A 23,235-nucleotide genomic window follows, 5' to 3' on the forward strand; every position below is an offset into this window, starting at 1 on the left:
GACGGAAACGTACAACAGGCGATCTACGCGCGTAGGAGTTAGAGTGCGGAAATGACGAGCCAGACTGACCGGATGGGGAACACCCCGAGCTCGGACCAGATCCGCCGGGCGCCCAAGGTTCTGCTGCACGATCACCTCGACGGTGGGCTGCGCCCCGGCACCATCGTCGAGCTGGCCCGGGACACCGGGTATGCCCAACTCCCCGAGACCGACCCGGACAAGCTCGGCCTCTGGTTCCGCGAGGCCGCCGACTCCGGCTCGCTGGAACGGTACTTGGAGACCTTCTCCCACACCGTCGGCGTCATGCAGACCCGCGACGCGCTCGTCCGGGTCGCCGCCGAGTGCGCCGAGGACCTCGCCGCGGACGGTGTCGTATACGCCGAGGTGCGTTATGCGCCCGAGCAGCACCTCGACGGCGGGCTCAGCCTCGAAGAGGTCGTCGAAGCCGTCAACGAGGGCTTCCGGGAAGGCGAGAACCTCGCCCGCGCGAACGGCAACCGCATCCGCGTCGGCGCCCTGCTGACCGCCATGCGGCACGCCGCCCGCGCCCTGGAGATCGCCGAACTCGCCAACCGCTACCGGGACCTGGGCGTGGTGGGCTTCGACATCGCGGGCGCCGAGGCCGGCTTCCCGCCCACCCGGCACCTCGACGCCTTCGAGTATCTGAAGCGCGAGAACAACCACTTCACCATCCACGCCGGCGAGGCCTTCGGGCTCCCGTCCATCTGGCAGGCCCTCCAATGGTGCGGCGCCGACCGGCTCGGCCACGGCGTGCGCATCATCGACGACATCGAGGTCAAGGGGGACGGCAGCGTGAAACTCGGCCGCCTCGCCTCGTACGTACGGGACAAGCGCATCCCCCTCGAACTGTGCCCCAGCTCCAACCTCCAGACGGGTGCCGCCGACTCGTACGCCGAGCATCCGATCGGACTGCTGCGGCGGCTGCACTTCCGGGCCACCGTGAACACCGACAACCGGCTGATGTCCGGGACGAGCATGAGCCGCGAATTCGAGCACCTTGTCGAGGCGTTCGGTTATTCGCTCGACGACATGCAGTGGTTCTCGGTCAATGCTATGAAGTCAGCATTCATTCCTTTCGATGAACGACTCGCGATGATCAATGACGTCATCAAGCCCGGATATGCCGAGCTGAAGTCCGAATGGCTGTTCCAGCAGACCGCCTCCACCAGCGGTTCTGTGGAATCCTAGGGCTGACCGGGGGAGTTGGCGGGAGCGGAATGCGGATGGGTATTCACAACCCGTCCGCATTTCGATGTTTGCGGCAGGTGGTCTGGCATGTTTACGGTCGTGAACCGCTCATATCCCCGTCAACGCATTCAAGGACGCATTCCATATGAAGCAGTCTGCTGCCAAGACCCTCGGTGTCGCCGCCCTCGGTGCCGCCTTCGCCGCGGCCGGTACGGGTGCCGCCACCGCCGCGCCGGCCCTGCCGGACGCCGGCTCGGCGCTGGGGAGTGTCACTCAGCTGGACAACGTCGCCCAGACGCTCCCGGTGCAGAACCTCTCCCAGGCGCTGCCGGGTGCGGGCGAGGTGGTCGCCCAGGGGCAGACCGCGCTCGGCGCGAGCGTGGCCGCCGCGCAGCCGGTCGCCGAGAAGGTCCTCGCCGACGGCCCGACCGCGCCGGTCGCCGGCCTGCTGGGCGGCCTCCCGGTGGGCAAGGGTCTGCCCACGCACGGCCTGCCGGTGAACGGCCTCCCGATCGGCTGAGACCGCGGGCCTGGGCCCACCGCTCAACGCGTCGATGGGGCGCACTCCTTGGACAAGGGGTGCGCCCCATCGACGTGAGCATGGCTACCAGGAAAGCGTTACCAGGAAGCCGTACGCGCCGCCTTGTCCTCCGAGGGCAGGAAGATCCACAGCGCTATGTAGAGCAGGAACTGCGGGCCCGGAAGCAGGCAGGAGAGCAGGAAGATCACGCGCATCGTCGTCGCGGAGGTGCCGAAGCGCCGCGCCAGCGCAGCGCACACTCCGCCGATCATGCGGCCGTTGGTGGGGCGGGCAAGGGCGGTCATTGCGGCTCCTTCGTGAGCGTCGGTCGGGGCGTCCACAGCGGCCTCCCCATCTGCCTACAACGCTACGGATCCGCGCCGGACCAGGCGTCGCTCTACGGAGCGATCCCGACCCTGGGAATCGTCGGGGTCCGACCCTGAGCCGCGTCCTCCCGACGGAGGGCCGCACGGCGCCGGCGCTCCGACCTGCGGAGCCACGAACGGGCCGCGGGCACGACGGCGACGTGGGCGAGCGCCACCCCCACCGTGTTGAGAAGCAGCGAGTCGACGTCCACGACCTGGCCGGGCACGCCGGTCTGGAGGAGTTCGATGCCGAGCGAGATCAGGGCGCCGGCGGCCGTCGTACGAATCAGGGACGCGAGCGGTGAGGCGGTCAGCCGGCCGCCCACCATCGGAAGCAGCACGCCCAGCGGCGCGAGCAGGCCAAGACCCGCGGCGATCCGGCGGGCCGCCTCCGGCCCGCCCAGGGCCAGATCGGCGCGGATCCCGGCGAACGGCCGGAAATTGGCGGGCATCACCCAGGGGACGTCCAGCGGGCGCAGCGTGAGCCAGGCGACGAGCACAAGGTGTGCGACGAGGAGGACACCTCCCGTCACACGGATGCGGATCGCGGCGCTGCCGCCGATGGAGCCTTGACGCTGCACGCCCCACTAGACGCGGCCTCCGGCACGATCGGTTCCGGGTTACCCAGAGGTACGGGCATGAGGCCTGCACCACACCCCTCTTTTTAGGGCTCGGTTCGCCTCCGGGGCGCCGCAGTGCCAAATTTGCGGCTACCGCCGCGTGGCTGTGTCGAGAGCCCGACCGTGCTCAGCCCTTCGGCTCACTCGCCGGTGACTTCCGTGGACGGCGGCTCATTCGTTCCCGGCCTTGATCGCACCTCGTCGGTGCACTCGTAGCGGCGCAGTGGCGTGGTGTCCGGGCCGCCGAGGATGACGGAGCCGTCGCCCTCGGCCGCCGCCGAGTCGGAGAACGTACAGACGATCTGGGCGAGCGCGAACGACGTGAGTTCGTCGGGCGGGGTGCTCAGCCGCAGCGTGTCGTCGGGGTCGCCGGCGTGCGAACCCTCCACGCTCATGCCGCCGCGCACATCCGTCTCGTACCCGGCCTCCTGCTCGCCGGCCGACGGCGACTCGGCGAGCTGGTCCAGCAGCCCCTGTGCCACCAGCACCCGCCGCTCGGCATCCGCCGTACCGTCCGGCACGCGCACGGCCCGGTCGACGGCCACCAGCGACGAGCCGCACAGCAGGAAGACCTGGACCGGGACACCACCGCGCGCGGACTGCGAGGAGACGTCCGGCTCGGCGAGGGAGCACAGGACGTGGGAGGGGGCGGGCCCGAAGTCGGTCGGCACCTCCGTGGCGCGGATGCCGCAGCCGGTGAGCAGGGCGGCGAGGAGGGGCAGGGCGAGCAGATGGCGGCGGGCGAACGTGTTCGCGCCGATCGTGTTCGCGCCGGACGTGTTCGTCCCGAACGTGTTCGTCCCGAACGTGTTCGTCATCGGGCGTCCCCCCTGGAGCCGTCGCTCTTGGCCTTCTCAGGCTCCCCCTCGGGATCCTCCGTAAGTGACGACGCGTCCCGGGGTAGCCGCAGCGTGAAGACCGCGCCACCCTCGGACGAGTTCGCGGCGGTGATCTCGCCGCCGTGGATGTGGGCGTTCTCCAGGGCGATGGACAGGCCGAGGCCGCTGCCCTCGGAGCGGGGGCGGGAGGCGCTCGCCTTGTAGAAGCGGTCGAAGACGTGGGGGAGTACGTCCTCGGGGATGCCGGGCCCGTGGTCCCGCACCTCGATGAGGAGGTCCTCGTCCGCCAGTCGCACGGCGACCCGCACCGGGGAGCCGCCGTGCTTGAGGGCGTTGCCGATGAGGTTGGCCAGGATCACGTCCAGGCGGCGCGGGTCGAGGCGTACGTGGATACCGCGTTCGGCGTCCAGGTCCACCGCGTCCAGCCAGGCCCGGGCGTCGATGCAGGCGGTGATCTGGTCGGAGATGTCGACGTCGTCGAGGACGAGCCGGGCGGTGCCCGCGTCGAAGCGGGTGACCTCCATGAGGTTCTCGACGAGGTCGTTCAGCCGTCGCGTCTCACTCACGACGAGCCGCACGGCGGGCTCGATCATCGGATCGATGCTGCCCACCTCGGGGTCCAGCTCCTCCTCCAGCACCTCGGTGACGGCGGTGATGGCCGTGAGCGGGGTACGCAGTTCATGGCTCATGTCGGCGACGAACCGCCGGGACGCCTCGTCGCGCGCGGCCATGTCCTGGACCCGCTTCTCCAGCGACTCGGCCGTCCGGTTGAACGTCCGTGACAGCTCGGCGAGTTCGTCGGTCCCGGAGACCCGCAGCCGGGTGTCCAGCTTGCCCTCACCGAGCCGCCGGGCGGCGACCCCGAGCCGGTGCACCGGCTTGAGTACGGTCGTGGCGGCGGCCTGCGCGAGCAGCGCGGAGCCGATCAGCGCGAGGCCGGTGGCGATACCGAGGGACCAGGCGAGCGAGTTGAGGTCCTTGGCCTCCGGCTCAAGGGACTTGAGCATGTAACCGGTCGGCCCGCCACCGATGACCCGGGTACCCGCCACGAGGTACGGGGTGTCGTGGTCGACGATCCGCTGCCAGTAGAGGTGGTACTCGTCGTCCTCGTCGCCGGAGGTCGCGTGCTTCTTGTTGACCGCCGCGCGCAGGGACTTGGGTACGTCCTCCAGCGAAAAACCGTCCATGGCACCGGAGTTGCCGTACAGCGTCGTGCCGTTGTCGTCCTCGGCGACGAGCAGCACGCTGAAACGCTGGCTGCTGTTCGCCATCTGCCCGGCGGTGCGCTGGAGTTCGTCCTGCGAGGGAGACTCGGGCAGCGTGCCCGCGCGGTTCTGCATCTGCTGCTGGAAGTCGCCGAGGACCGCGTCCTGGGTGCGGGTGAGCACGGCCTCGCGGTTGAGCCAGTAGGCGATCGCGGACGCGGACACGGCCGCGGTCAGCGCGACGAGCCCGAAGACCACGACCAGCCGCAGCCGCAGACTGGTGAACCGCACCCGCCACAGCATTCCCTTGCGCGCCGCGAACCAGCCGCGGAGCCCCCCGTGCGCATCGGTCACTGAGGACTGTCCAGCCGGTAACCGACTCCTCGGACGGTACGGATCAGCGTCGGCGACGACGGTACGTCCTCGACCTTGGCACGCAGCCGCTGCACACACGCGTCCACGAGCCGGGAATCGCCGAGATAGTCGTGCTCCCAGACGAGCCGCAGCAGTTGCTGCCGCGACAGGGCCTGACCCGGACGCCGGCTCAGTTCGAGCAGCAGCCGCAGCTCGGTAGGCGTGAGCTGCAGATCCTCGCCGTTCTTCGTCACGGTCATCGCCGCACGGTCGATGACCAGCGAGCCGAACGTGGCGGCGTCGCTGGCCTCCCGTTCCCCGCGCCGCAGCACGGCCCGGATCCGGGCGTCGAGCACCCGCCCCTGCACCGGCTTGACGACATAGTCGTCGGCGCCGGACTCCAGGCCCACCACCACATCGATGTCGTCACTCCGCGCGGTGAGCAGAATGATCGGCAGTTGGTCCGTGCGCCGGATGCGCCGGCACACCTCGAACCCATCGATGCCGGGCAGCATCACGTCCAGCACGATCAGATCCGGCCGCTGCTCCCGCAGCAGCTTCAGACCGTCCTCACCGGTGGCAGCGGTGGCAACCCGGTGACCCTGGCGCGTAAGAGACAGCTCCAGGGCCGTACGGATGGCGTCGTCGTCCTCGATCAGCAACAGGGAAGGCACGGGCTCATTCTGGCCCATGGAGGGGGTGTGGTTCGACCTGTGGGTCTGTCTCGTGCGGGATGGGGTGGGGGTGGGGGCGTGTAGATGCCGCATTCCGGCTCAGAAGACAGGTCTCGCGGCGGCCGTCGCCGCGTGCGCGTCCCTGCAACTCTCTTCCACGGAGCCGCCGGAGGCCTCGTTCGTACATCGAAGTGTCCGTCCGGTTGAAGATGATCTGGGCGGTGTTGTCGGGCAAGTCCTTGTTCCAGCCGACGATGAGACCATCCATGGTGCACATCAAGAACGTCGCCGACTCGCCGTTTGAGAGCACAAATCCTGCGAAGCACCGAACGTCGGTTGACCATGAATCCTCCGTACTGATGTCGATCGGGAATCGCCACTGACGGTCTGCGAGTCTGCTGGGCGCGCGAACGATCGAGGCCAATCGGGGGCTGCCTGCTTTATGCCGCCGCGCTGAAGCGGCCGGGCCCGCGCTGTCGTGGTGCCTGTCGCCGACCGACGACGGGCACCGCGACTCCTGCTGTTCCTACTGTTCGATTGCGGTACGGGCCAGTGAGATCAGCGTGGTCTCGTTCACGAGCGAGCCGTCCCACAGGGCGGTGAGGCGGGTGATCTTGCCCCAGCGGTCCAGTTCGAGGGCGATGATGCCTCGGGGGACCGCGCTGTTGGACGCCGTCCATTCGTAGCCGCCTCCCACGGCGCTGCCGACGATGTGACTGACCGCCGTACCGGCGCCGGTGTAGGGCAGGAGGGAAGCGGTGTCGGTGAGGTAGGTGCCGATGCTTCGGGGGCCGACGATCTGTATGTGGGCCGGCATGTCCTCGAAGACGGCGCCGGGCGCGAAGAGTTCGGCGGCGCTGGTGCCGTCGCCGTGCCGCAGGGCCTGCGCGAGTTTGTTCACGACGTGCTTCATGGCGGCCGCCGCGGTTTCTCCGACGGTGGACTCTCCGTAGTCGGTCACGGGCCCGGTCGAATATGCGGCGAGGGCGGCCTTGTTGGCTATGCCGAAGTGGCGGCCGTCCCAGTAGTCGATCTGCCGGGTGATCTTGCGGTCGTGGAAGTTGATGACGCAGGCCGCACGGATTTCGGAGGGGCCGAACAGGCCGGCGGTGTCGGTGAAGAACACGAGGGCGCTGGTCGCGTTGCCCAGGATCCGGGTGGGGTAGGACTTGCCGTCGGCGGGCCAGGTGGGCACGAATCCGGCAAGGCCGTCCCGCAGTGCGTTCCAGCTGTAGTAGGCCGCGTCCACGACCGCGTCGATGTAGGTGAGTGGATCGCGGGAGAAGTAGGACATCCAGCCGTCCAGGTCGTGCGCGCTCTTGCGGGCGAAGTAGCGCTGGAGCAGTACGGCTGCCTCCGGGGTGGCGTGGGAGGTGTCGATGACGACATCGACGCCGGGGAAGACGAGCCCGTCGCCGGCGTTGGAGGCCGCCGCGCTTCCGGGTGTGAGCAGGGAGGCCGCGGCGATTCCGGTCCCGCCGAGTACCGCACCACGCAGCAGCGCACGTCTGGTCGTCTGGTTCGGCATCTGCACGTTCCGTTCCATTACATGCCTTTCGAATCGCGGATCGTTCGGTCAGAGGGGGGATCAGAGGAGGACGGTCGACTGCCAGCTGACGACCCTCCAGGCGTCACCGTCCGGCGCCCACACGATGGTGAAGCGGCTCCGGGTTTCGAGGAGGTGCCCGCCGATGTCGGCCTTGACGGCCGTGACTCCGACGAGGAAGGCGAGACCGCCGTGAAAGCGGATGGTCTCGTCGGCGCTGTCGATGGCGAGGTATTTGGTCCGTCCCGAGCCGATGCTGCTCAGCAGGCCCTGCTTGGTGTCCGCGTTGCCGTTGCCGTGGATCCACACCAGGTCGTCGGCGAACAGGGCGGTGAGGGTGGGGATGTCGGCGTGGATCATGGCTTCGCGACGGGCCCGGTCGAGTTCGAGGACGGTGACGGGGGCGGGGTCGGTCATGGTGTCGCTCCTGGCTGCTTGCCGGTGATGGCCGGCCATGGTGGTGGGCCGGGGTCGGGAGTGGTCTGTGACGGTCTCAGCGGATCTCGCCGGCGGTGCGTACGCCGCTCCAGCGGCTGACCTCGGCTGCCAGGTCCAGGCGTTCGATGGGCACAGTGGTTGCGTACGCGTCCCACTGGTCGCGCGGGAGCATCCACATGACCTCGAATTCATTGCCGTCGGGGTCGGCGCCGTAGACGCTCTTGGTGGTGCCGCTGTGGCTGGACTCTCCGGTGTACGCGCCAACCTCGGCCAGTACTGCGCGGACCTGCTGGAGGTCGTCGATGGTGTCGACCTGCCAGGCCAGGTGGTAGAGCCCGATCCCACCGTGGCGCTTGGGTGGCGCGGACGTGCCGACGCCCATGAGGCCGAGATCGTGATCGTGGACGGAACGTGGCAGCCGTAGGAACACCGCGTTGGCCCGGGGTTCGCGCAGGACGACGTCCATGCCGAAGACTTCGGTGTAGAACCGTTCCGATCGTGCCGGATCGGCGACGAACAGCACGGCGTGGTTGAGCCGCACCGGACCGATACCCATCGGAGTTCTCCTTTGTCGTGACCGCTCGGTGGCGGTGGCGGTGTCAGTAGGTGAGGGTGAAGCCGCCGGCCCAGGAGGTCTTCTCGCCGACGGCGAGGGTGAGTTGGAGGAAGCCGATCGCCTCCAGTTCCCGGGCCCGCTTGAGGTGGCCCGCGTCCACGGGGCGCAGTCCGGCGGCGCTGATCACGAGGGAGAGCGTCGTCTTGGCGTCCGTGTCGTCACCGGCGAGCAGTACGGTCGCGGGCCGCCCGTCCACCGCGCCGGTGGCGAGCGTGCCGGCGAAGTTGGTGTTGAACGCCTTGATCACCCGCGACTCGGGCAGCGCGGCGGCGATCTCGGCGGCAGCGGAGCTGTCGGCCGGGACGGTCAGCGAGTCGAAGGTCTCGAAGTTCAGCGGGTTCGAGACGTCGACGACGACCTTGCCGGCCAACTGCGCGCCCCGCTGGGCGACGACCTGCGCGAGGGCCGGGTACGGCACTGCGAGCACCACGATGTCGCCGGTGATCTCCCGGTCCGCGTCGGAGCTGCCGAGGAGCTCCACGCTCTCGCCGCTCTTGCCGACAAGGCCGGCGATGGCCTGCCCCATGTTCCCGCTGCCGATGATGCTGATGTGCGCCATGACAACCTCCATTAGTTGTAGCTACAACCATGCCATGCAGGATTGGTTGTAGCAACAACTATTTCTGCGCTGACATAATGCGGACGTGGAGACGCGATGGCTCGACCGGGAGCAACTGGCGGCATGGCTGCGACTGGCCGCCGTGCTGGAACTGCTGCCGACTGCCCTGGACAGCCAGCTGCGACGCGACGCCCAGCTGACCCACTTCGACTACCAGGTGCTCGCGATGCTCTCCGAGGCGCCCGAACGCACCATGCGGATGGCGAAGCTCGCCGAAGGCACCATCGCCACCCTCGCCCGGCTCTCCCATGTGGTGCAGCGCCTCGAAACCCGCGGCCTGCTGGAGCGCGTCCCCTGCCCGACGGACCGGCGCGCCACCAACGCCCGCCTCACCGAGGCTGGCTGGCAAAAGGTGCGGGAGGCCGCCCCGGGGCACGTGACCTTCGTCCGGGACAACGTCATCGACGCCCTCACCCCCGAGCAGATCACCCAGCTCGCCGACATCAGCCAGGCCATCCTGCGCAGGCTCGACCCCGACGCCGGCCGGGCGGGCATGTACCAGTGGTACGACTCCTCGGCGAACTAGCGCCGCTCAGCTGTGCGGTACAGGGCCGTGAGCGGTTCGACCGCCGCCTGGATGGCGGGGGTGCGGGTCGGCCCGCCACCCAGGCGAGGCGTACGGCGACGGGTTCGGTGCCGCGGACCGGCGGGTAGGCGAAGCCGGGCCTGGGGTACTGGGGCGGCCACAGGTCCGCGCTCGTGGTGCCGGTCCGCCGGGCGATCAGCAGGGTGCGCCCGGCGAGGTCCGCGAGCCGGACCGGACGACGCCCGGCCGGGGGATCATCGGCGGCCGGCGCACACAGCCAGCGCTCCAGCCCGACGACGGTGGAGTTGATTCGGGCACCCGCGCGAATCGTTGCTGTGTGCGAACTCGGCTGGTGGCAACGGCTGTTGAGGTCTCGACGATAGACCTGGAGCGGGTCGCTCCGGCAGGCTTACGCGCTTCTCGATCCGCGGGCGGTACGGCCGTACATCCGACCTCTGTGTATCGGCTGTGCGGCTGGTGTGGACGACCCCTGTGACAGATTGGTGACAGTCGGCGGACACGGCCATGAAGTGGCCCGGGCAAGCTCTTCATCACAAGCAAGGAAGCAAGACGAAACCGGGAAGTCCACGACGGGGGGCGCGAGATGAACACGCTGCACAGCACGAGCGCAAGCGCAGTTGTCACGCGTCTGCACGACGTCACCCGGGGTTCCGAGAAGTCCGGTGCCGTGAGCGGGCGGGGGTGCGCTCGCGGCACCGGGCGTCAGCACACCGCGTACATGACGGTGGTTGACGCACACACGGGGGAAACGCACGGGGGAACCGCGTACGGGGAGGCCACGGGGGAGCGTCGTTCGCTGACGGAGGCGGAGTTCACCGCCTACGTCCAGGAGCGCCGCGCCTCCCTGTACGCAACCGCCTATCACCTCACCGGTGACCGCTTCGAGGCCGAGGACCTGCTCCAGAGCGCGCTGTTCTCGACGTACAAGGCGTGGGACCGGATCAGTGACAAGGCCGCTGTCGGGGGTTACCTGCGACGGACGATGACCAATCTCCACATCAGCGCGTGGCGCCGCCGCAAGCTGAACGAGTACCCGACCGAGGAACTGCCGGAGACGCCCGGCGACACGGACGCGATGCGCGGCACCGAACTGCGCGCGGTCCTGTGGCAGGCGCTGGCCCGGCTGCCCGAACTCCAGCGCACGATGCTGGTCCTTCGTTACTACGAGGGCCGCACCGACCCGGAGATCGCGGAGATCCTCGACATCAGTGTCGGCACGGTGAAGTCGAGCATCTGGCGGTCGCTCCGCCGGATGCGTGAGGACGAGGTCCTCAGCTTCGGCCGTGACGAGGAAGACGCCTTCGGGGAGCTTGTCGCCTGAGGGTTGTGGGGGGAAGCAAGTAGTAAGTGGTAAGTAGCAAGTTGCAGGTCACGGGGGTAGTACGGGGGAGCGGTACCGGGGGGACCAACGGGGTCACGGGGGACCACGGGGGTAGCACGACGGGGGAAGCACGGGGGAGCACAAAAGAAGCGGGACTGGAGGGCCGGGGGGTCCATCCAGTCCCGCTTCTCGTGTGCGTGCCTACATGCCTACATGCCTACATGCCTACGTGCTTACCGCCTACGCCCGTCACGCCGCCGTCCTCGGCTGCACGCGCCGGCCCACCGCCGCCGCGGCCATCCTGCTCAGCGCCTCGTCGCGGTCGCAGGCGCGGGCGCCCAGGGAGGTCTGGCGGGCGATGATCGACCGCTCCGCGCGCATCAGGCGCCAGCCGCGACGGAGGAGGAACGGGACCGACTTGCGGCCCTCCTTCAGGTCGCGCAGGAAGCGGCGGCGGAACGTCTGCACCGGGCCGCGGGTCAGGCACAGCGCGTCCGCCAGTACGCCCAGTTCGCGGCAGCGGTCCACTATCTCCGCCGCGAAGATGCCCTCCGCGATGAACAGCGGGGTACGGCCTATGTGCAGCGCCTCCTCGCCGGTACGGGCGCTCAGCGAGATGTCGTACTCCGGAATCGTCGTACTGCCCGTGGCGCACAGTGAGGCGATCGCCTTGACCGCGACCTCCGCGTCCCAGGACAGCGGGTGGTCCCAGTCGATGTCGGAGCTTCCCTCGACCAGCGGCAGCGTCGGGTCGTCGCCCTCTTTGTAGAAGTCGTCGAGGCGCAGCACGGGCAGGCCCGAGCGGGCGGCGACGAGGGACTTGCCCGAGCCCGAGGGGCCGCAGAGCAGCACGACGCGGGCCGGTTGATGGGGATGGATGCTCACGGGACACCAGTCTGACCTATTACGTGCCCGGTTGCCGACCCCGCGGGTCGGCTTTGGAGCGCGCATCACACCTCAACTACCCTTCGTGTCGACCTGATTACCCTGCGCTCCAGAAGGTGACACCAACCATGGCACGAGACGCGTCCCCCCAGAACACCACCGGCCGGCGCGCCCTGGTCGCCCTCGCGACGGCGGGCGTGGCCCTCGGCGCGGGCGCGACGACGGCTGCCGCCGCGGACAGCGAGCCCGTGCTGGACGTGGTCAGTACGCGGCCCGCCTCGCTCGGCAAGATCGACCCGCAGACCGGCCTCCAGGGGCTCACGGGCGCGGTCGGCTATGTCACCGGGTCGGTCGCGGGCCTCAAGCCCAACCCGCTCGCCGGCACGGGCGTCGACCCGCTCGACAACGGGGTCGGTACACAGCTCGCCGACTTCCCGCCGATGACTTCGCAGATGCTGACCAGGCCCGTCGCGCAGGCGCAGTCGATCGGGAGTGTGCCGGTCGTGGGGCAGGCGTTGGGGGTGCTCGGGGGGTGAGTCGCGGGGTGGTTCGGGGAACTGCGGTCTCGTTGCCGGCTGCGAGTCCGTTGTGGCTGGTCGCGCAGTTCCCCGTGCCCTCAGAAAACAGAGGCGTTTAGTACGACGAGCCCGACGCGCCCAGTGAACCCGTCGGATGCCAGACCGTCTTCGTCTCCAGGAAGGCCGTCAGGCGCTCGGTGCCCGGCGTCTCGGAGTAATCCACAGGCTGTGGACGAAGAACCCGCTTGAGGTTGTCCGCCGCCGCGACCTCCAGTTCCTTCGCCAGTACGTCGTCGTCGGCGGCGCCCGCCAGATCGATCGCGTTGACATCCTGGTGCGCGGCCAGCGGGGTCGCGATCTCCGCCGTTTTGCCGGAGAGGACGTTGACGACACCGCCCGGCAGGTCGGAGGTCGCCAGGACCTCGCCCAGGGACAGTGCCGGGAGCGGGGAGTTCTCGCTCGCGATCACGATCGCCGTGTTGCCGGTCGCGATCACCGGGGCGACGACCGAGACCAGGCCCAGGAAGGACGACTCCTGCGGGGCCAGGACCACGACCACGCCGGTCGGTTCGGGCGTCGACAGGTTGAAGTACGGGCCCGCCACGGGGTTGGCGCCGCCCACCACCTGGGCGATCTTGTCGGTCCAGCCCGCGTACCAGACCCAGCGGTCGATCGCCGCGTCGACGACCGCGGCCGCCTTCGACTTCGACAGCCCTTCCGCGTCGGCGACTTCGCGAACGAACTGCTCCTTGCGGCCCTCCAGCATCTCGGCGATGCGGTAGAGGATCTGGCCCCGGTTGTACGCCGTCGCGCCCGCCCAGCCGCCGAACGCCTTGCGGGCCGCCACTACGGCGTCACGGGCGTCCTTGCGGGAGGAAAGGGGCGCGTTCGCCAGCCACTTGCCCTTGGAGTCGGTCACCTCGTACACCCGGCCGCTCTCAGAACGCGGGAACTTCCCGCCGACGTACAGCTTGTAGGTCTTGAAGACCGACAGGCGCGGCTCGGTCTTCTCGTTCTTCTCAGACATCGAGGTACGCCTCCAGGCCGTGGCGACCGCCCTCGCGGCCGAAGCCCGACTCCTTGTAACCGCCGAACGGCGAGGTCGGGTCGAACTTGTTGAACGTGTTGGACCAGATGACGCCCGCGCGCAGCTTGCCCGCGACCGCGAGGATGCGCGAGCCCTTCTCGGTCCAGATGCCCGCCGAGAGGCCGTACTGGCTGTTGTTGGCCTTGGCGACGGCCTCGTCCGGAGTGCGGAAGGTCAGCACCGACAGCACCGGGCCGAAGATCTCGTCCCTCGCGATGGTGTGCGCCTGGGTGACGTTCGTGAAGAGCGTCGGGGCGAACCAGTAGCCGGCGGAGGGGAGTTCGCAGGGCGCGGACCAGCGCTCGGCGCCCTCCGCCTCGCCCTGTTCCGTCAGTGCGGTGATCCGGGCGAGCTGCTCGGCGGAGTTGATCGCGCCGATGTCGGTGTTCTTGTCCAGCGGGTCGCCCAGACGAAGCGTGGAGAGCCTGCGCTTGAGCGAGTCAAGCAGCTCCTCGTGGATCGACTCCTGGACCAGGAGCCGGCTGCCCGCGCAGCACACTTGGCCCTGGTTGAAGAAGATGCCGCTCACGATGCCCTCGACGGCCTGGTCGATCGGGGCGTCGTCGAAGACGATGTTGGCGCCCTTGCCGCCCAGTTCGAGGGTGACCTTCTTCTTCGTCCCCGCGATGGTCCGCGCGATCTCCTTGCCGACGGCCGTCGATCCCGTGAACGCGACCTTGTTGACATCCGGGTGCGCGATGAGCGCGGCGCCCGTGTCGCCGTATCCGGGAAGGATGTTGACGACGCCCTTGGGGAGGCCGGCCTGACGGCAGACGTCCGCGAAGAAGAGTGCGGAGAGGGGGGTCGTCTCGGCCGGCTTGAGCACGACCGTGTTGCCCGTCGCCAGTGCCGGGGCGATCTTCCACGCCAGCATCAGCAGCGGGAAGTTCCAGGGGATGACCTGGCCGGCGACGCCCAGCGGCCGCGGGTTCGTGCCGAGGCCGGCGTGGTCGAGCTTGTCGGCCCAGCCCGCGTAGTAGAAGAAGTGCGCGGCCACGAGGGGGAGGTCGGCGTCCCTCGTCTCCTTGATGGGCTTGCCGTTGTCCAGCGTTTCCAGGACCGCCAGTTCGCGGCTGCGCTCCTGGATGATCCGGGCGATGCGGAACAGGTACTTGGCGCGCTCGGAGCCGGGCAGCGCCGACCACTTCTCGAAGGCCTTGCGAGCCGCCTTCACGGCACGGTCCACGTCCGCCTCGCCCGCCTGGGCGATCTCGGACAGCACCTCTTCGGTGGACGGTGAGACGGTCTTGAAGACCTTGCCGTCCGCGGCCTCGGTGAACTCGCCGTCGATGAACAGGCCGTAGGACGGGGCGATGTCGACGACCGAGCGGGACTCGGGTGCGGGGGCGTATTCGAATACAGCAGCCATGGTGATCAGTCCACCGTCACGTAGTCGGGGCCGGAGTAGCGGCCGGTGGCCAGCTTCTGACGCTGCATGAGCAGGTCGTTCAGGAGCGAGGAGGCGCCGAAGCGGAACCAGTGGTTGTCCAGCCAGTCCTCGCCGACGGTCTCGTTGACCACGACCAGGAACTTCACGGCGTCCTTGGTGGTGCGGATGCCGCCCGCTGGCTTCACACCGACCTGGACGCCGGTCTGGGCGCGGAAGTCACGCACCGCCTCCAGCATCAACAGGGTGTTCGCGGGCGTCGCGTTGACGGCGACCTTGCCGGTCGACGTCTTGATGAAGTCGGCCCCGGCGATCATGCCGAGCCAGCTCGCGCGGCGGATGTTGTCGTACGTCGACAGCTCGCCCGTCTCGAAGATGACCTTGAGGCGGGCGCTCGTCCCGCAGGCCTCCTTCACGGCGACGATCTCGTCGTACACCTTCATGTAGTTGCCCGCGAGGAACGCCCCGCGGTCGATGACCATGTCGATCTCGTCGGCGCCCGCGGCGACCGCGTCGCGCACGTCGGCCAGCTTCACACCGAGCGCGGCGCGGCCCGCCGGGAAGGCGGTGGCGACGGAGGCGACCTTGACCGTGGAGCCGGCGACGGCCTCCTTCGCGACGGCCACCATGTCGGGGTAGACACAGACGGCCGCTGTCGCGGGGGTCGTACGGTCGGTCGGGTCGGGGCGGACCGCCTTGGCGCCGAGCGCCCGGACCTTGCCCGGGGTGTCCGCGCCTTCCAGCGTCGTCAGGTCGACCATCGAGATGGCCAGGTCGATGGCGTACGCCTTCGCGGTGGTCTTGATGGAACGCGTACCGAGCGAGGCGGCACGCGCCTCCAGGCCGACCGCGTCGACGCCGGGCAGCCCGTGAAGGAAGCGGCGCAGCGTGCCGTCGGACGCGGTCACGTCCCTGAGTGCGTGTGCGGAGGGTGCAGTGGTGGGCATGGTCACAAGCCGAGCATATCTACGCGCGTAGCGGCTGTACACCCCGGGAGACGGTTCTTGCCGACGCAGGGGGCTCGACCCACCTAGGGGCGCGGGGAACTGCGCGACCAGCCACACACGACCTGCACTCGCGCACATGCAGCCGCCTCCCATGGCGCCTAGGCGATCGGCCCAGCCCCACAGCCGTGCGGCAGAATCGGACTATGACGACCCCGGACCACCAGCCACCCCCAGCGCAGCCCCCGGTACCCGAGCCCAAGGACCGCGTCCACCGCTCGAACGCCGCCATCGCCGGAGGCATCCTGCTGCTGGCCATCGTCGGCTGGCTCGGCATCGACGCGCTGGTCTCCGGTCACGACCGCACCCCTTGGCTGGCCCTCGCCGGACTGATCCTCGTCGTCCCGCTGGTCGTCGCTTTCACCCTCCGCCCGGCCGTCCACGTGAGCCCGGACCGGCTCCGCATCCGCAACCCGTTCCGCCTCGTCGTGCTGCCCTGGGGCCAGGTCAAGGAGTTCCGCTCCGCTTACTCCAACGAGGTCGTCGACAAGTCGGACCGGAAGTTCCAGCTGTGGGCGCTGCCGGTCTCGCTGCGGGCCCGCAAGAAGGCCATGCGACAGGAGGCCCGGCAGACGGCCGCGCAGAGTCGTGGTGAGGGGGCCCGCCTGGGCAAGAGCGGGTCGCTCGGCGGCGGCATGGGCGGCCTCGGCGGTCTGCTGCCCGCGTCCACCGGACCCACGCGCGCGGAGAACGACCAGCACATGGACGATCTGCGCCAGCTGCTGGAGGAGCGGGGACGGGCGGAGAGCGCACAGGGCGAGGCGACGGTCCGCTGGGCCTGGGAGATCCTGGGGCCGGCGCTGGCCGGGGCGGTGCTGCTCACGGTTCTGCTCGCGATCAGCTGACGGGCCTTACCGGCTGACCAGCCCGTTCACAGATTTCTCGGTCATCATCGGCGTCGTTGTTCTTGCGTGGTCCGAGAGTCTGGGAAGTCATGTTTCGAGGCGGGCGGCGACGGGGCGGCCGTACGGCAGTGGCGCGCGGGGTGGCTCGACCGGCTCGTGCTGGCGGTGTTGGTGTTGTGGGTCGGCGGCAACCTGGTCGACAACACCGGCTTCCTTCGGTACGGCCTCGGTTGCGTCATGCAAGCGGCGGGACTTCGACAAGTGGTTCGTGAACGCACCCCGCTGGCCGTCGCTGGAGCGCCGCTTCGGCCTGATCCACCCGTACGAGCGCACGGCCGCCGAAATCGCGTCACTGCGGCGGAATCCGGACGCGCGGCCGACCGGTGTGAGCAGCCGTCGGCAACGGGGGCTGCCGCTGTGGCCGCTCGCCGTGGTGCTCGCGCTCGGGTGGACCGCGCTGCTGATCCTGTTGCCCTGACGCGCCTACGCGGACTCAGGGCGCGCTGGGCCACACCAGCAGCATGTACGCACCGCAGTAGGCCGACCCCAGCACCGCCACCGTCAGCGCCGCCACGGTGTGCCGGCGCGAGGCGCGGGCCAGGCGCAGGGCCACCGGGAGCAGCAGCGGGAACGCCGGGAGGAGGAAGCGGGCCCGCGGAAAGTAGACCCCGCCGCTGCCGAGCACGATCGCCAGCAGCACGCCGGTGAACACCAGCAGCGGCAACGGCTGCCGGTCCCACACCGCCAGCACGAACAGCGCGACGGACGCCAGCAGCGTGCCGGTCACCATGATCAGGAACAGCTCGGGCGTGGAGTCGTACACCAGCAGATCCCGCAGCCGCCGCAAGGTCTCCAGGCCGCCGTCCAGATCGTTGTGCCACAGCCGCTGTACGGCGAAGTAGCCGTCCCAGCGGCCCAGGCGTACGCCCACCCAGCCGACGTACGCGCACCAGCCGAGCGGGGCCAGGACGGCGGCCGCGAGAGTGCGGGCGCGGAAGCGGTGGCGCAGGGCGAGCAGTGCGGGGACGGTCACGGCGGCGGCGACCGCGATGCCGGTCGGGCGGGTCAGGCCCGCGAGGACGGCGAGCGCGGCCGCCCCGAGCCGGCGGCCGGTGAGGACGGCGTACAGCGCCCAGGCCGCCAGTGCCGTGAACAGGGACTCGGTGTAGCCCATCCACTGCACCAGGCCCACCGGGAGCGCGGCCCACAGGGTGGCCGCCAGGACGCCCACACGGCGGCCGTACAGCCGGTCGGCGACCGCGAAGACGCCCCAGGCCGCGCAGAAGGAGGCCAGGACGGCGATGCCGAGGCCGGTGCTCGCGCGGGTGCCGGGGGTGACGGCGGCGACGGCCTTGACCAGGACCGGGTAGAGCGGGAAGAACGCGAGGTTGTTCGCGTCGTACGCCGTGCCCAGCTCGTGCGTGTACCCGTGGTCGGCGATCCCGAGATACCACTCGGCGTCCCACTGCGCCGCGATCGTCGGCCACACGCCGTGGTGCCTGCGGTGCGCCCAGAGGGCGAGGACGAGCAGACCGGTGAGGCGTACCCCGACGTAGGCGAGGAGCGCGGGGGCCGCGTGGCGCAGGGCGGTGGTGGCCGCGGTCGTCGTCCGGGGTGTCGGGGAGGTCGTCCGGAGGGCGGTCGAGGACACGGCGGCGGCTCCAGGGCTGGCTCGGTGGTGCGCTTCCGGTCCACCGTTGCGGGTGGGGCGGGGCGCGCCGTGGAGCGTGCGTCAGCTGCCCTGGGGAATTCACCCGATGGGGTGCCCCTGCGGCCTGCGGCTGAGGGACACCCCATCGAGTAAGGCGCTACGGGTCAGATGCCGGCCGCCGCCGACAGGTCCCGCTTGATCGTCGTCAGCAGCTCGGTCGCCTTCGCGCGGGCCGCGGGCAGCTCGGCGTGCGCGCCGACGGGGACCACGACCTCCAGGTAGCACTTGAGCTTCGGCTCGGTCCCGCTGGGCCGGACGATCACCCGGGCGCCGTCCAGCGTGTACCGCAGACCGTCGGTGGGCGGCAGCTTCTCCGTGCCCAGGGTGAGGTCCTCGGCCTTCGTGATCGGCAGCCCGGCCAGCTCGGACGGGGGCCGCTCGCGCAGGCGCCGCATGGCGTCCGCGATGACCGACAGATCCTCGACGCGCACGGAGAGCTGGTCGGTGGCGTGCAGACCGTGCTCTACGGCGATGTCGTCGAGGAGGTCGAGCAGCGAACGCCCCTCCTCCTTCAGCCCGGACGCCAGTTCGGTGATGAGGAGGGCTGCGGTGATGCCGTCCTTGTCGCGTACGCCGTCGGGGTCGACGCAGTAGCCGAGGGCCTCTTCGTAGCCGTAGCGCAGGCCCTCGACGCGGGCGATCCACTTGAAGCCGGTCAGGGTCTCCTCGTAGGGGAGGTTCGCCTTCTCGGCGATACGGCCGAGGAGGGAGGAGGAGACGATCGACTCGGCGAACGTGCCGCGCGCTCCGCGGTTCACGAGGTGGGTGGCGAGGAGGGCGCCGACCTCGTCGCCCCGGAGCATGCGCCAGTCGGCGCCGGGCACGGGGACGGCCGCGGCGCAGCGGTCGGCGTCGGGGTCGTTCGCGATGATCAGGTCCGGGGACGTCTCGCGGGCCTTCGCGAAGGCGAGGTCCATCGCGCCGGGCTCTTCCGGGTTGGGGAAGGCGACGGTCGGGAAGTCGGGGTCGGGTTCGGCCTGTTCGGCGACGAGCGCGGGCTCCGGGAAACCGGCCCGGGCGAAGGCGGCCAGGAGGGTGTCCTTGCCGACGCCGTGCATGGCCGTGTAGACGGTACGGGCCGTGCGGGGCGAGTCGGGGGAGAGGACGGCGTCCGTGCGGGCGAGGTAGGCGTCCAGGACGGTGTCGTCGAGGGTCTGCCAGCCGGTGGTGGGCCGGGGAACGTCGTTGAGACTCCGGATGGCGTCGATCTCGGCGGCGATCTCCGCGTCGGCGGGCGGGACGATCTGGGAACCGTCGCCGAGGTAGACCTTGTAGCCGTTGTCGCGGGGCGGGTTGTGGCTGGCGGTGACCTCCACGCCCGCGATGGCGCCGAGATGCCTTATGGCGAAGGCGAGGACGGGGGTGGGGAGGGGGCGGGGAAGGACGGCCGCGCGGAGACCGGCGCCGGTCATCACCGCGGCGGTGTCGCGGGCGAAGTCGGCGGACTTGTGGCGGGCGTCGTAGCCGATGACGACCAGGCCGTCGGTGTTGCCCTTCGCCTTGAGGTAGGCGGCGAGGCCGGCCGCGGCGCGGATGACGACCGTGCGGTTCATGCGCATGGGACCGGCACCGAGTTCGCCTCGTAGGCCGGCCGTGCCGAACTGGAGGGTGCCGCTGAAGCGTGCGGCGAGCTCGGTGACGTCCTCGGCGTCGAGGAGCTTGGCGAGTTCCTCACGGGTCTCCGCGTCGGGGTCCTCGGCCAGCCACGCCTTGGCCCGTGCGATGAGATCGTCGTGCACGTCGGGTCAACCTCTCGTTGTGGTGAGCGCCCCCGCCGCCCCTACCCGTCCCATCCCTGGGGCTCCGCCCCAGACCCCGCTCCTCAAACGCCGGAGGGGCTGAGTTTTTCCAGCCTGTCCGGCGTTTGAGGACAAGGCCCCTTCAGGGCCGGAGGGGGGTCTGGGGGCGCAGCCCCCAGTGATGGGACGGGTAGGGGCGGCGGGGGCGAGGAAAACTACAGTCGGTCCAGCACCTGCGCCAGCAGCGAACCCATCCGCGTAGCGGAATCCCGGCCCGCCTGCAGAACCTCCTCGTGGTTCAGCGGCTCGCCCGTCATCCCGGCGGCGAGGTTCGTCACCAGCGAGATACCGAGCACCTCGGCCCCCGCCTCCCGCGCCGCGATCGCCTCCAGCACCGTCGACATACCCACCAGGTCCGCCCCGATGACCCGAGCCATCCGGATCTCGGCCGGCGTCTCGTAGTGCGGCCCGGGGAACTGCGCGTACACACCCTCCTCCAACGACGCGTCGATGTCCTTGCACAGGGCGCGCAGACGCGGCGAGTACAGGTCCGTGAGATCGACGAAGTTCGCCCCGACGATCGGAGACGTCGCGGTGAGGTTGATGTGGTCGCTGATCAGGACCGGCTGGCCAGGGCGCATGCCCTCACGCAGGCCGCCGCAGCCGTTCGTGAGCACGATGGTCTTGCTGCCGGCGGCAACGGCGGTACGCACGCCATGCGCGACGGCGGCCACCCCGCGCCCCTCGTAGTAGTGCGTGCGGCCAAGAAAGACGAGAGCGCGCTTGTCACCGATCTGGTACGAGCGGATCTTGCCGCCGTGTCCCTCGACGGCGGCCGGCGGAAAGCCGGGCAGCTCGGTGACGGGAAACTCGGCGTCGGGGGCGCCGAGCGCGTCCACGGCCGGTCCCCAGCCGGAGCCCATCACGAGGGCGACGTCGTGGGTCTCGGCGCCGGTCAGTTCGCGCAGGCGCGAGGCGGCGGCGTCGGCGGCGGCGTGGGGGTCGCCCTGGATGTCGTCCGGAAGAAGAGATGCGTTCACGCGGTTGAGGGTAGCTGGTCTGGGCCTACGCGCGTAGATGACGGAGGTCACCAGATCGGGATCGTTGTCTTGTCGTTTCCAACGAGATTTGGGGCGGACGTGGCTTGTGGGACTCGCTGTAGTCCACCTCAGAGCCCCGCCCGCGCCCTCAACAAGGGCGTTTCCGCAGCTCCATCACATAGTCGTGCGGTGCCCCCGCCGATTCCGCCGCGTCGGCGAGTTCGCCCAGATAGCGGGCGGAGGGCAGACCGCCCTCGTAGCTGTTCAGTACGTACACCCACGCGGACTCCTCGCCCTCCAGGGTGTGGATGCGTACGCGCATACGACGGTAGATGTCGAGGCCCACGCCCTCCCAGCGGTCCATGGAGTCCTCGTCCGGCGGCGCGATCTCGTACAGCGCGACGAAGACCTGGGAGCCCGGCGCTTCGACGATCGTCGCCAGCGCGCCCTCCCAGCCCATGTGCTCGCCGCCGAAGGTCAGCCGCCAGTCGTTCAGCCAGCCCGTGGCACGCAGGGGTGAGTGTGGAGCGCGGCGGGTCATCAGCCGCGCGTCGAGGTTGCCCGCGTACGCGGCGTAGAGCGACATGGTCCGAGGGTACGGCAGTGAACCACTCGCCTCTCCCGCCTCATCTCCCGCCCCGGATGTGCCCTGCCGGGCCCCGGGGCGGTAGCACCTTGAAGCGTGCGGGACAATGGGGTACGTGACTCGGATCGTGATCATCGGTGGCGGACCCGGCGGCTATGAAGCGGCGCTGGTTGCCGCGCAGCTCGGCGCGGAGGTGACCGTCGTCGACTGCGACGGTCTGGGCGGGGCGTCGGTGCTCACCGACTGCGTGCCGTCGAAGACCCTTATCGCTACGGCCGAGGTGATGACCACCTTCGACTCGTCGTACGAGGAACTCGGCATCATCGTCGCCGACGACACCCCACCCCTGGAGCAGGCCGCTCGGGTCGTGGGCGTGGACCTGGGGAAGGTCAACCGGCGTGTGAAGCGGCTCGCGCTGGCGCAGTCGCACGACATCACCGCCTCCGTGACCCGGGCCGGCGCGCGGGTCATGCGCGGGCGCGGGCGACTCGACGGCATGCAGGCCATCGACGGCTCCCGGAAGGTCGTCGTGCGGACGGCGGACGGGAACGAGGAGACGCTCGTCGCGGACGCCGTGCTGATCGCCACCGGCGGTCATCCCCGTGAGGTGCCCGACGCGCAGCCCGACGGGGAGCGAATTCTCAACTGGACCCAGGTCTACGACCTCAACGAGCTCCCCGAGGAGCTCATCGTGGTGGGTTCCGGTGTCACCGGTGCCGAGTTCGCCGGCGCCTACCAGGCCCTCGGCTCCAAGGTCACCCTCGTCTCCTCCCGCGACCGTGTGCTGCCCGGCGAGGACCCGGACGCCGCCGCCGTCCTGGAGGACGTCTTCCGGCGCCGCGGCATGAACGTCATGGCCCGCTCCCGCGCCGCCTCCGCCAAGCGGGTCGGCGACCGGGTCGAGGTCACCCTCGACGACGGGCGTGTCATCAGCGGCTCGCACTGCCTCATGGCCGTCGGCGCCATCCCCAACAGCGAGGGCATGGGCCTTGAGGAGGCGGGCGTCAGGCTCCGCGAGTCCGGGCACATCTGGACCGACAAGGTCTCCCGCACCTCCGCCCCCGGCGTGTACGCGGCCGGTGACGTGACCGGCGTCTTCGCGCTCGCGTCCGTCGCCGCCATGCAGGGCCGTATCGCCATGTACCACTTCCTCGGCGACGCGGTGGCCCCCCTCAACCTGAAGACCGTCTCCTCCAACGTCTTCACCGACCCCGAGATCGCCACCGTCGGCTACACCCAGGCCGACGTCGACGGCGGCAAGATCGACGCCGTGGTGGTGAAGCTGCCGCTGCTGCGCAACCCGCGCGCCAAGATGCAGGGCATCCGGGACGGCTTCGTCAAGCTCTTCTGCCGCCCGGGCACGGGGATCGTCGTGGGCGGTGTGGTCGTCTCGCCGCGCGCTTCGGAACTGATCCATCCGATCTCGATCGCCGTCGACAACAATCTGACGGTCGAACAGATCGCGAACGCGTTCACCGTCTACCCGTCCCTTTCGGGGTCGATCGCAGAGGTGGCCCGACAGCTCCACACCCGTAAGACGAGCGGCAGCAACTAGGGCCC

General features: G+C 69.9%; 25 protein-coding genes and 1 pseudogene. 8 read left to right on the forward strand and 18 right to left on the reverse strand.

What is annotated here, in order from left to right; genetic code table 11:
* Nucleotides 1-51: 51 nt before the first annotated feature.
* Nucleotides 52-1,209 carry an adenosine deaminase gene (locus tag AC5DRG_RS33380; RefSeq protein ID WP_491803220.1) on the forward strand — a complete coding sequence of 386 codons (1,158 nt, stop codon included), beginning with the start codon at nt 52-54 and terminating at the stop codon, nt 1,207-1,209.
* 145 nt (nt 1,210-1,354) lie between these two features.
* Nucleotides 1,355-1,729 (forward strand): ATP-binding protein, encoded by a 375-nt coding sequence (locus tag AC5DRG_RS33385; protein WP_491803222.1) that lies wholly within the window; start codon nt 1,355-1,357, stop codon nt 1,727-1,729.
* A 98-nt stretch (nt 1,730-1,827) separates the two neighbouring features.
* Here AC5DRG_RS33385 and AC5DRG_RS33390 read toward each other — a convergent pair whose 3' ends face one another.
* From AC5DRG_RS33390 to AC5DRG_RS33430, 9 genes are all read right to left on the reverse strand, one after another.
* On the reverse strand, nt 1,828-2,034 hold the full coding sequence (locus AC5DRG_RS33390) for a PspC domain-containing protein (RefSeq protein WP_491803223.1): 207 nt from the start codon (nt 2,032-2,034) through the stop codon (nt 1,828-1,830).
* A 92-nt stretch (nt 2,035-2,126) separates the two neighbouring features.
* Complete coding sequence (locus AC5DRG_RS33395; RefSeq protein ID WP_491803224.1) at nt 2,127-2,675, reverse strand: VanZ family protein; 549 nt, start codon at nt 2,673-2,675, stop codon at nt 2,127-2,129.
* A gap of 179 nt (nt 2,676-2,854) precedes the next feature.
* Nucleotides 2,855-3,532, reverse strand: coding sequence for a hypothetical protein (locus AC5DRG_RS33400; RefSeq protein WP_491803225.1), 678 nt, complete (start codon nt 3,530-3,532; stop codon nt 2,855-2,857).
* Complete coding sequence (locus AC5DRG_RS33405; protein WP_491803226.1) at nt 3,529-5,112, reverse strand: ATP-binding protein; 1,584 nt, start codon at nt 5,110-5,112, stop codon at nt 3,529-3,531. The genes AC5DRG_RS33400 and AC5DRG_RS33405 overlap by 4 nt, the downstream gene beginning before the upstream one ends.
* Nucleotides 5,109-5,786, reverse strand: a complete 678-nt coding sequence (afsQ1, locus tag AC5DRG_RS33410; RefSeq protein ID WP_491803227.1) for a two-component system response regulator AfsQ1 — start codon at nt 5,784-5,786, stop codon at nt 5,109-5,111. Before afsQ1 ends, AC5DRG_RS33405 begins: the two co-directional genes overlap by 4 nt.
* 526 nt (nt 5,787-6,312) lie before the next feature.
* A complete protein-coding gene (locus AC5DRG_RS33415; protein WP_491803228.1) occupies nt 6,313-7,314 on the reverse strand; it encodes a nuclear transport factor 2-like protein in 1,002 nt (333 codons plus the stop codon).
* 60 nt (nt 7,315-7,374) lie between these two features.
* Nucleotides 7,375-7,749, reverse strand: coding sequence for a nuclear transport factor 2 family protein (locus AC5DRG_RS33420; RefSeq protein ID WP_491803230.1), 375 nt, complete (start codon nt 7,747-7,749; stop codon nt 7,375-7,377).
* Between the two features lie 76 nt (nt 7,750-7,825).
* Nucleotides 7,826-8,326 carry a VOC family protein gene (locus tag AC5DRG_RS33425; protein ID WP_491803231.1) on the reverse strand — a complete coding sequence of 167 codons (501 nt, stop codon included), beginning with the start codon at nt 8,324-8,326 and terminating at the stop codon, nt 7,826-7,828.
* Between the two features lie 43 nt (nt 8,327-8,369).
* Nucleotides 8,370-8,945 carry an NADPH-dependent F420 reductase gene (locus AC5DRG_RS33430; protein ID WP_491803232.1) on the reverse strand — a complete coding sequence of 192 codons (576 nt, stop codon included), beginning with the start codon at nt 8,943-8,945 and terminating at the stop codon, nt 8,370-8,372.
* Between the two features lie 85 nt (nt 8,946-9,030).
* On the opposite strand from AC5DRG_RS33430, the gene AC5DRG_RS33435 reads away from it, so the two are divergent.
* Nucleotides 9,031-9,531, forward strand: a complete 501-nt coding sequence (locus tag AC5DRG_RS33435; RefSeq protein WP_491803233.1) for a MarR family winged helix-turn-helix transcriptional regulator — start codon at nt 9,031-9,033, stop codon at nt 9,529-9,531.
* On the opposite strand, the pseudogene AC5DRG_RS33440 reads toward AC5DRG_RS33435, so the two are convergent.
* Nucleotides 9,528-9,844, reverse strand: a pseudogene (locus tag AC5DRG_RS33440) (LysR family transcriptional regulator); the annotation flags it as partial. The gene AC5DRG_RS33435 and the pseudogene AC5DRG_RS33440 overlap by 4 nt on opposite strands.
* 291 nt (nt 9,845-10,135) lie before the next feature.
* Between AC5DRG_RS33440 and AC5DRG_RS33445 the strand changes: the two are divergent.
* Nucleotides 10,136-10,873, forward strand: a complete 738-nt coding sequence (locus AC5DRG_RS33445) for a SigE family RNA polymerase sigma factor (RefSeq protein WP_491803234.1) — start codon at nt 10,136-10,138, stop codon at nt 10,871-10,873.
* Between the two features lie 249 nt (nt 10,874-11,122).
* Here AC5DRG_RS33445 and AC5DRG_RS33450 read toward each other — a convergent pair whose 3' ends face one another.
* Nucleotides 11,123-11,725, reverse strand: a complete 603-nt coding sequence (locus AC5DRG_RS33450) for a uridine kinase family protein (RefSeq protein ID WP_491813231.1) — start codon at nt 11,723-11,725, stop codon at nt 11,123-11,125.
* Nucleotides 11,726-11,886: 161 nt separating this feature from the next.
* Between AC5DRG_RS33450 and AC5DRG_RS33455 the strand changes: the two genes are divergently transcribed.
* On the forward strand, nt 11,887-12,294 hold the full coding sequence (locus AC5DRG_RS33455; protein WP_491803235.1) for a hypothetical protein: 408 nt from the start codon (nt 11,887-11,889) through the stop codon (nt 12,292-12,294).
* Nucleotides 12,295-12,391: 97 nt separating this feature from the next.
* Here AC5DRG_RS33455 and AC5DRG_RS33460 read toward each other — a convergent pair whose 3' ends face one another.
* From AC5DRG_RS33460 to deoC, 3 genes are read right to left on the reverse strand one after another with little or no spacing between them, the layout of a single operon-like run.
* Nucleotides 12,392-13,303 carry an aldehyde dehydrogenase family protein gene (locus AC5DRG_RS33460; protein ID WP_491803236.1) on the reverse strand — a complete coding sequence of 304 codons (912 nt, stop codon included), beginning with the start codon at nt 13,301-13,303 and terminating at the stop codon, nt 12,392-12,394.
* Nucleotides 13,296-14,732 carry an aldehyde dehydrogenase family protein gene (locus tag AC5DRG_RS33465; RefSeq protein WP_491803238.1) on the reverse strand — a complete coding sequence of 479 codons (1,437 nt, stop codon included), beginning with the start codon at nt 14,730-14,732 and terminating at the stop codon, nt 13,296-13,298. The genes AC5DRG_RS33460 and AC5DRG_RS33465 overlap by 8 nt, the downstream gene beginning before the upstream one ends.
* Before the next feature lie 5 nt (nt 14,733-14,737).
* Nucleotides 14,738-15,697, reverse strand: coding sequence for a deoxyribose-phosphate aldolase (deoC, locus tag AC5DRG_RS33470; RefSeq protein ID WP_491803239.1), 960 nt, complete (start codon nt 15,695-15,697; stop codon nt 14,738-14,740).
* 203 nt (nt 15,698-15,900) lie between these two features.
* Between deoC and AC5DRG_RS33475 the strand changes: the two genes are divergently transcribed.
* Complete coding sequence (locus tag AC5DRG_RS33475) at nt 15,901-16,599, forward strand: PH domain-containing protein (protein WP_491803240.1); 699 nt, start codon at nt 15,901-15,903, stop codon at nt 16,597-16,599.
* A gap of 268 nt (nt 16,600-16,867) precedes the next feature.
* On the forward strand, nt 16,868-17,077 hold the full coding sequence (locus AC5DRG_RS33480) for a hypothetical protein (protein ID WP_491803241.1): 210 nt from the start codon (nt 16,868-16,870) through the stop codon (nt 17,075-17,077).
* 15 nt (nt 17,078-17,092) lie between these two features.
* Here the strand turns inward: AC5DRG_RS33480 and AC5DRG_RS33485 are convergent, their stop codons facing one another.
* The 4 genes from AC5DRG_RS33485 to AC5DRG_RS33500 form a co-directional block, all read right to left on the reverse strand.
* Nucleotides 17,093-18,250: a hypothetical protein gene (locus AC5DRG_RS33485; protein ID WP_491803242.1), complete on the reverse strand. Its 1,158-nt coding sequence runs from the start codon at nt 18,248-18,250 to the stop codon at nt 17,093-17,095.
* 164 nt (nt 18,251-18,414) lie between these two features.
* Nucleotides 18,415-20,049, reverse strand: coding sequence for a phospho-sugar mutase (locus AC5DRG_RS33490; RefSeq protein WP_491803243.1), 1,635 nt, complete (start codon nt 20,047-20,049; stop codon nt 18,415-18,417).
* 215 nt (nt 20,050-20,264) lie between these two features.
* The gene (locus AC5DRG_RS33495) at nt 20,265-21,089 is read right to left on the reverse strand and encodes a purine-nucleoside phosphorylase (protein WP_491803244.1); all 825 of its coding nucleotides are present in this window, start codon (nt 21,087-21,089) and stop codon (nt 20,265-20,267) included.
* 148 nt (nt 21,090-21,237) lie between these two features.
* Nucleotides 21,238-21,675 (reverse strand): gamma-glutamylcyclotransferase family protein, encoded by a 438-nt coding sequence (locus tag AC5DRG_RS33500; RefSeq protein WP_491803245.1) that lies wholly within the window; start codon nt 21,673-21,675, stop codon nt 21,238-21,240.
* Nucleotides 21,676-21,781: 106 nt separating this feature from the next.
* On the opposite strand from AC5DRG_RS33500, the gene AC5DRG_RS33505 reads away from it, so the two are divergent.
* The gene (locus AC5DRG_RS33505) at nt 21,782-23,230 is read left to right on the forward strand and encodes an NAD(P)H-quinone dehydrogenase (protein WP_491803246.1); all 1,449 of its coding nucleotides are present in this window, start codon (nt 21,782-21,784) and stop codon (nt 23,228-23,230) included.
* Nucleotides 23,231-23,235 lie beyond the last annotated feature (5 nt).

Source organism: Streptomyces sp. JLBG701, from assembly GCF_058544905.1.